Origin of the sequence: Hymenobacter mucosus, from assembly GCF_900188255.1 — a bacterium.
Taxonomy (GTDB): Bacteria; Bacteroidota; Bacteroidia; order Cytophagales; family Hymenobacteraceae; genus Hymenobacter; species Hymenobacter mucosus.
In genome coordinates this window covers 1-1,000 of sequence record NZ_FZNS01000035.1, presented here as the reverse complement: position 1 = coordinate 1,000, position 1,000 = coordinate 1, and the positions used below count along the sequence as shown (strand labels likewise).

Genomic DNA, 1,000 nt, shown 5'->3' with positions numbered 1-1,000 from the left:
ACTACCACTCGCAGGAGCCCGCCGGCAAGATTGAAGTAGTGCCCACCAAGCCCGTCAGCACCCAGCTCGACCTGGCCCTGGCCTACTCGCCCGGCGTGGCCGAACCCTGCAAAGCCATTGCGGCCAACCCCGACGACGTGTATAAGTACACGGCCAAGGGCAACCTGGTGGGCGTCATCAGCAATGGCACGGCGGTGCTGGGCCTGGGCAACATCGGCCCCGACGCGTCCAAGCCCGTGATGGAAGGCAAAGGCGTGCTGTTCAAGAAGTTCGCCGGCATCGACTGCTTCGACATTGAGATTGACGCCACCGACCCCGACGAGTTTATCCGCATCGTCAAGTCGTTGGAGCCCACGTTTGGGGGCATCAACCTGGAGGACATCAAGGCCCCCGAGTGCTTCCGCATTGAGACGGCCCTGCGCGAGCAGATGAACATTCCCCTCATGCACGATGACCAGCACGGCACGGCTATCATTTCGTCGGCGGCTCTGCTCAATGGTCTTGAGCTAGTAGGTAAGCGCATCGAGGACATTCGGCTGGTCGTCAGTGGGGCAGGCGCTGCGGCTGTCAGCTGCCTCCGCTTGTACCTGGCACTGGGCTTAAAGCGGGAAAACGTGGTAGTGTTCGACAAGGACGGCATCATCACACCCGAGCGCACGGACCTGGCCGACATGCAGCTGTTCTTTGCCACCCAGCGCCCCATTCGCACGCTGGCCCAGGCCATGGAAGGCGCGGACGTGTTCTTGGGCTTGTCGGCGGCCAATGTGCTGCCGGCCGAGCTGCTGCTGAAGATGGCCGACAACCCCATTGTGTTTGCCCTGGCTAACCCCGACCCCGAAATCGGCTACGAGGTGGCCATGGCCACCCGCCCCGACATCATCATGGCCACCGGCCGCTCCGACCATCCCAACCAGGTCAACAACGTGCTGGGCTTTCCCTACATCTTCCGCGGGGCCCTGGACGTGCGCGCCACCGAAATCAACGAGGCCATGAAGCTGGC

At 62.9% G+C, this 1,000-nt stretch carries 1 protein-coding gene; it reads left to right on the top strand.

From position 1 onward, the window contains the following. Nucleotides 1–1,000 (top strand): malic enzyme-like NAD(P)-binding protein (locus CHB83_RS23415; protein WP_317044818.1); only part of this gene is annotated, 1,000 nt, incomplete at both ends.